Annotated in this window: 5 protein-coding genes and 1 pseudogene; all 6 read left to right on the top strand. The window is 42.0% G+C overall.

Going from position 1 to position 5,416, the window contains the following annotated elements:
- Positions 1 to 1,247 (top strand): LuxR C-terminal-related transcriptional regulator (locus QNK26_RS13620; RefSeq protein ID WP_319223845.1); only part of this gene is annotated, 1,247 nt, incomplete at its 5' end.
- 263 nt (positions 1,248 to 1,510) lie between these two features.
- A complete protein-coding gene (locus QNK26_RS13615) occupies positions 1,511 to 1,771 on the top strand; it encodes a hypothetical protein (protein WP_319223844.1) in 261 nt (86 codons plus the stop codon).
- Between the two features lie 324 nt (positions 1,772 to 2,095).
- Entirely contained in the window at positions 2,096 to 3,106 is a 1,011-nt protein-coding gene (locus tag QNK26_RS13610; protein WP_319223841.1) for a hypothetical protein, read from the top strand.
- Between the two features lie 296 nt (positions 3,107 to 3,402).
- Positions 3,403 to 4,530: a carbohydrate porin gene (locus QNK26_RS13605; protein WP_319223840.1), complete on the top strand. Its 1,128-nt coding sequence runs from the start codon at positions 3,403 to 3,405 to the stop codon at positions 4,528 to 4,530.
- 35 nt (positions 4,531 to 4,565) lie between these two features.
- Entirely contained in the window at positions 4,566 to 4,835 is a 270-nt protein-coding gene (locus QNK26_RS13600) for a hypothetical protein (RefSeq protein WP_319223838.1), read from the top strand.
- A 282-nt stretch (positions 4,836 to 5,117) separates the two neighbouring features.
- A pseudogene (locus QNK26_RS13595) lies at positions 5,118 to 5,416 on the top strand (D-glutamate deacylase); the annotation flags it as partial.

The following is a 5,416-nucleotide window of genomic DNA, read 5'->3' as shown; positions in this document are numbered from 1 at the left end:
ATTGTTACCTGAAGGGGGATAATCAATCAAGCATCAACTTTGCCGAAAAAGCATTAAAAGACCTCGCAGAAAATGCTGAACATTCTCGTGCGATTGCCTTGTGCATGCTCTCCTTTGGGCATCAGATTTCCGGTGATCTTGCCAGTGCCTATAATGTTGTCTATGAAGCGCAAGAAAGCTATCTGTTAACAGGCACAACGTATCATTCAAAAATGTATCTTATCCTCGCATGCGTGCACTGGTTAGCCGCCGACCTCACTGGGTTGCGTCAGGTTTGCTTACAAATATTGAAAATCTGTGAGCATTCCAATTTGCTAGAATCGACGAGTTGTGCACAACATTTTTTAGGTGCTCTCCACTATCTGCGTAACAATCTTAAGGAAGCAGACAAATATTTGCAGCTAGTACAAAAAAATTATTACAAATCTACCATGCTCAATGCAGCCCACAATGCGTTTGTATTAGCACTCAATCTTGAAGGCCAAGGCAGATCCGATGAGGCACTTGAAGTGGTTGAATCCACCATCAACAAAGCACTGGAATCAGGAAGCAATGGGTTTCATCAACTGGCATTGGGATTTCAGGCAGAATTGTTTCTGCGTCAGGGGAAAATTGCCCAAGCCCAAAAATGGTCGATCAACTTCGAAGCCCATCCATTTGATCCCGGATACCGATTCTATATACCACAATTTACTTATATCAAAGTGCTACTGTCTCGTGAGACTCGCGATGACTTATTGCTCGCCAAAAACTTATTGGGTGAATTACACGTCTATTATGGGGCGTTACACAATAACAAATGCCTGATTGACGTGCTGCTCTTACAGTCTGTACTTAATGACAAACTAGGCAATGAATCATCATCCTATAAAAAATTAAGTGAAGCATTGGCTCTGTCAGAGTCAGGGGAATTAATTCGTCCATTTTTAGATTTTGGCAGTCAAATATCAACGATATTAAAACGTTATATTAAACAGGAAACTTATCAGCTATACGCTAACCGAGTTCTTGTCGCTTTTGGACACGTAGAACCGAGTGCTGTACCCGTTGCGCTTGAACTGATGACCCTTCGCGAAATTGAAATTCTGAAAGTACTTTCTAAAGGACTGAGCAATCAAGCGATTGCCGATAGTCTATTCATCTCTTTAGAAACCGTTAAAAGGCATCTTTACAATATATTCAAAAAACTGGGTACTAAAAATCGTCAACAAGCGATAACTAAAGCCAGAACCCTCGGCATTATATAACCTGATTTCCAATTTTTTATTATTTATATTTACCCCGCATATTGACCCCATTTGGGTGGTGAAATTTACCACCCAAACTGCTTCACAGTCACCAATAAACAACGCTAACAACAAATCCCCAATAGCCCCACTTATAAAATATTAATTTATCTTTTATACAACTTTTATACAACTTTTGAGTGATGTTAAATATTTCCCCCAGCAACTAAGCTTTATAGCGTGACACAATCTCATGCGTCACTCGAGTAAAAATGGGAGCAGAAATGTCAACACAAGAGAATTGGAAGGATTTAATGTTTGATGGCATCGCTTTTTACCGCATCCGTGTACAGGGACAACTTGATGATAGCTGGTCGGATCGATTGGGCGGTATGGTGTTAACTCGCGCATTTACTTCAAATAATCAGCCAATGACCATTTTGATTGGTAAATTACTTGATCAAGCGGCTCTGTCTAGCGTGATGAATGCACTCTACAACGAACGACTTTCCATTATTTCTGTGGAGCTACTTGACGACCAGTAGCCCTTTATCGAAAGCAAAGTAAGCAAATACTGGAATTCGAAATGAAGACACTAAACATAAATTTTGGTAGCTAAATAAACTCCGTATTTTTATGGTGTTTTAGCAAAATATCAGACCATATTACCCATATGGTAGCACCGAGTGTTGCGATAATGTATATGAAGGTGCTTGATTTTAAAAAATTGGATATGAGTCGCTATATCCTTGGAATGAGAATCTATTGGACGCTAAATAACGTTCTATGAAGCCCTAACTTTATAGGTACGAATACAAAATTATGAACAGTTTTAACAAGTAACTATAGTCATTTTCAAGGAGATACAAATGAAAAATATAAGTAAGTATAATGCAACAGAAAACGTTGACCCTATCGAAAATCTATCGGATGAATCCCGCCGTAATTTTCTTACCACCTCAACAGGTGCCATTGCAGCCGCATCGGTCTTAGCAGCGGGTGCCGTCGTATTCCCATCCAGTGCAAGTGCCGCAGTTTCTCCCGCCCCGCTTGAGTCGCCTGACACAGATGTTCGTTGGGATACACCAAAGGGTGACCTATACAATGAAAAAGTAGGCTACGGTGATGGCGATGTACATGGCTATAAAGGTCGTTTTGTCTATGGTGCCACCGTAGGTATTTTACAACTAGAAGCTAATATTCCGATGCTCCCTGGTGATATGGGTAATCCAACCTCGTTTAATTTCCCGGTTATTTACGAGGTAATTGAAGAGATTGATCCATTCTGGGTGCTCGCGGCTGAGCCTCATCCTGTCGTGATGGAAAAGCTTATCGCCGCTTGTAAACGCCTCACTATGCAAGGCGTGACAACTATCATTGGCAATTGTGGTTTTTTTGCCAATTATCAACCGGAAGTCTCCAAGTCACTTGATCCCGGCGTGCAATTCTTCAACGGTTCACTGATGCAAGCACCGATGTTGCTCACCAGTGTAGGCGCGAACAAAAAGATACTGGTGTTAACCGCCAGTGCCGAGTTATTGATTCCCTCACCAGCACTGAAAAACTCTGGAGTATCTGACAGTGACATGAGTCGAGTGATCATTGTTGGTAACGAAAATGGCACAGAGATGAAAAGAATTACCAGCGAATCAGGTAGTTTTAACCCTCAAAAATTAGAGCAAGAATTGGTTAAATTGGCGGCAGACGCGGTGAAGAAACACCCTGACATTGGGGCTATCTTGCTTGAATGTACAGAGTTTCCCCCTTACGCGCACGCGATTCAAGCGGCCACCCGCCGTAATGTATGGGACTTCATAACAATGACAGAGCTGATGCACGCGGGGGCGATGCGCAAACCTTATACGGGATGGATGGGGTAAACGGATGAGTAAGCTGACCGGTGAATAGTTAAACCTAAACTTAAGGGAGGATTTCCTCCCCTATTGCGTTTAAGTAATGGAATGCATCTTTTATATGGCGTTTCCAGTGAATCACTTAGTGTCATAAATTTGTTTGAAAAAGGAGTTAAAAAATGAATGTAAAGGATATCGGTTACGTTTGTGCGGCAATGCTGTTGATGAGTCCATCGGTTCATGCCCAGGAAGAACAACCGACTCAGGAGGCGACAAAATCAACCGCTCCCTTATTTGCTAGTCCAAACTCTGTTTCCGGACAGATGGCGGAAGATAAGAGGCTTGATAAATCGATCATTGATAGCCAATCTCCAATGGGTTATACAGAGTGGAAGCAAAAACTACAGGAAAATAGTGGCTTGAGCTTTACGCTGGACTACAGTGCAGCAGCAGTAGGCGCAACTAATACGCTAAATGACCAGGATACATTTTCCGGTGGTGTGCTGCGACTATTTGGTCAATGGGACCTAATTGGTCGCGAATCCGCTAATACCGGCTCTCTCATCTTTAAGGTAGAGAATCGCCATGGATATACAGACCCTTCAGCCAATGGGGTAAAAGATGAAATTGGCTATGTGGGGTTAATGTATCCGACTTTTAGTGATATCGGCACTCGATACACCAACTTTTTCTGGAAACAAAATTTGAATGAGGGCGACATCGAAATAGTCGTCGGATTTTTAGATGCAACCGACTGGGTTGATGTGTATGCGCTCGCCTCTCCTTGGACTGGTTTCTCCAATTTCGCATTCGCCACCGGCGGCGCTACGATAGCCTTACCCGATGATGCCGCGCTAGGTGCCTATTTCAATGCCATGCTTACGGATGAAATTTATCTGATCACCGGTTTTACCGATAGCAATGCAGATTCGACTGACCCTTTAAATGGATTCGATACCTTCACTGACCATGAGTTTATTAAAACGATTGAACTGGGTTGGGTGACATCTAGAGAACGCTTCTATTTAGACAATACTCATCTTACCTACTGGCAATCGGATGAACGTGTTGCAGCGGGTGTTAATGACGGACAAGGCGCCAGTTTTTCTTACTCTCACTCTTTTGACGAAAAATGGATGCCATTTTTTCGAGCTGGTTATGCAAAAGATGGTGGCACACTACTACAAAAATCAGTCAGTACGGGTCTCGGATATCACTGGGGATCAAATAACAGCCTGTTAGGTCTTGGCGTTAACTGGGGCGAACCTAACGAAGATACTTTTGGCTCTTCGGATCTCAAAGATCAGATATCTATTGAGCTGTTTACACGCTTACAAGTTACTCAATATTTCCAACTAACCCCTGATATCCAATATATACGTGATCCTGCTCTAAATACAGAAGCGGATGACAGTTGGGTCTTTGGGTTACGTGCGCGATTATATCTTTAAGGATGATAATTAAATTTACATAAATGGGCGTAGCAATGGAATCAGATCTGTATTTTAACTTTTTATGGTTGGCTCCACTTGTGGCCTACTTCACCACGCGTGATAAACCCCAGATAACCAGAAATATCATCACCGCAACATCGCTTGGTTTGGTGGTCACCTATGGTTTAAAAGGGTTATATGCGCTGTATTTCATGTGGCCCGTTTCTGACATTTTTGGCCAATGTGTATTTTATTTACGTTTTATTCATGATGTATCGGCAACGAGAATAGCAATTCTCCTTCAGATAGTTACCTTCAACTAGCCAATCACCGATCAGCAACGCTTATTACTGGATCTGTTCCAGGTGTTTTTTTGGGGCCTTACTTACGGATTTCTCGGCTATTTATGGGGATATTTTAAACATAAGTATCCTTCTAAAAATCTTAAATAGCCATATGAAGAAGGTGCGCTGGTTGTTTTAAACCTAGTAGCTAGCCGACCTGTTGATAGTTAATGGCAATCCACTGGAAGAGATCAATATGATGGTTGATTACGAAAACAACTTTAACGTAATCCTCAGGCCTTTTAAATAATGGAGGAAAAAATGAAACAATTGAAATTATTCACAACTCTGGTTATTGCAACAGCGATGACGCTCCCAACCTTTGCTGACGACTATGACCTTGTTATCCAAAACGGGCGAGTGATGGATCCTGAGACTCAGTTTGATGGAGTACGTAATGTCGGCATTAAAAATGGCAAGATAATTACCATCACTAAAAAAAATATCAAAGGGCATGATAATGTCGATGCAACTGGTCTTGTGGTTGCGGCAGGTTTTATCGATACCCATACACACAGCGTGGACAACGCGATTAAACTGTCTATGTTGGACGGGGTAAC

Source organism: Moritella sp., from assembly GCF_033791185.1.
Taxonomy (GTDB): domain Bacteria; phylum Pseudomonadota; class Gammaproteobacteria; order Enterobacterales; family Moritellaceae; genus Moritella.
This window is presented reverse-complemented; position numbering and strand designations above follow the sequence as displayed.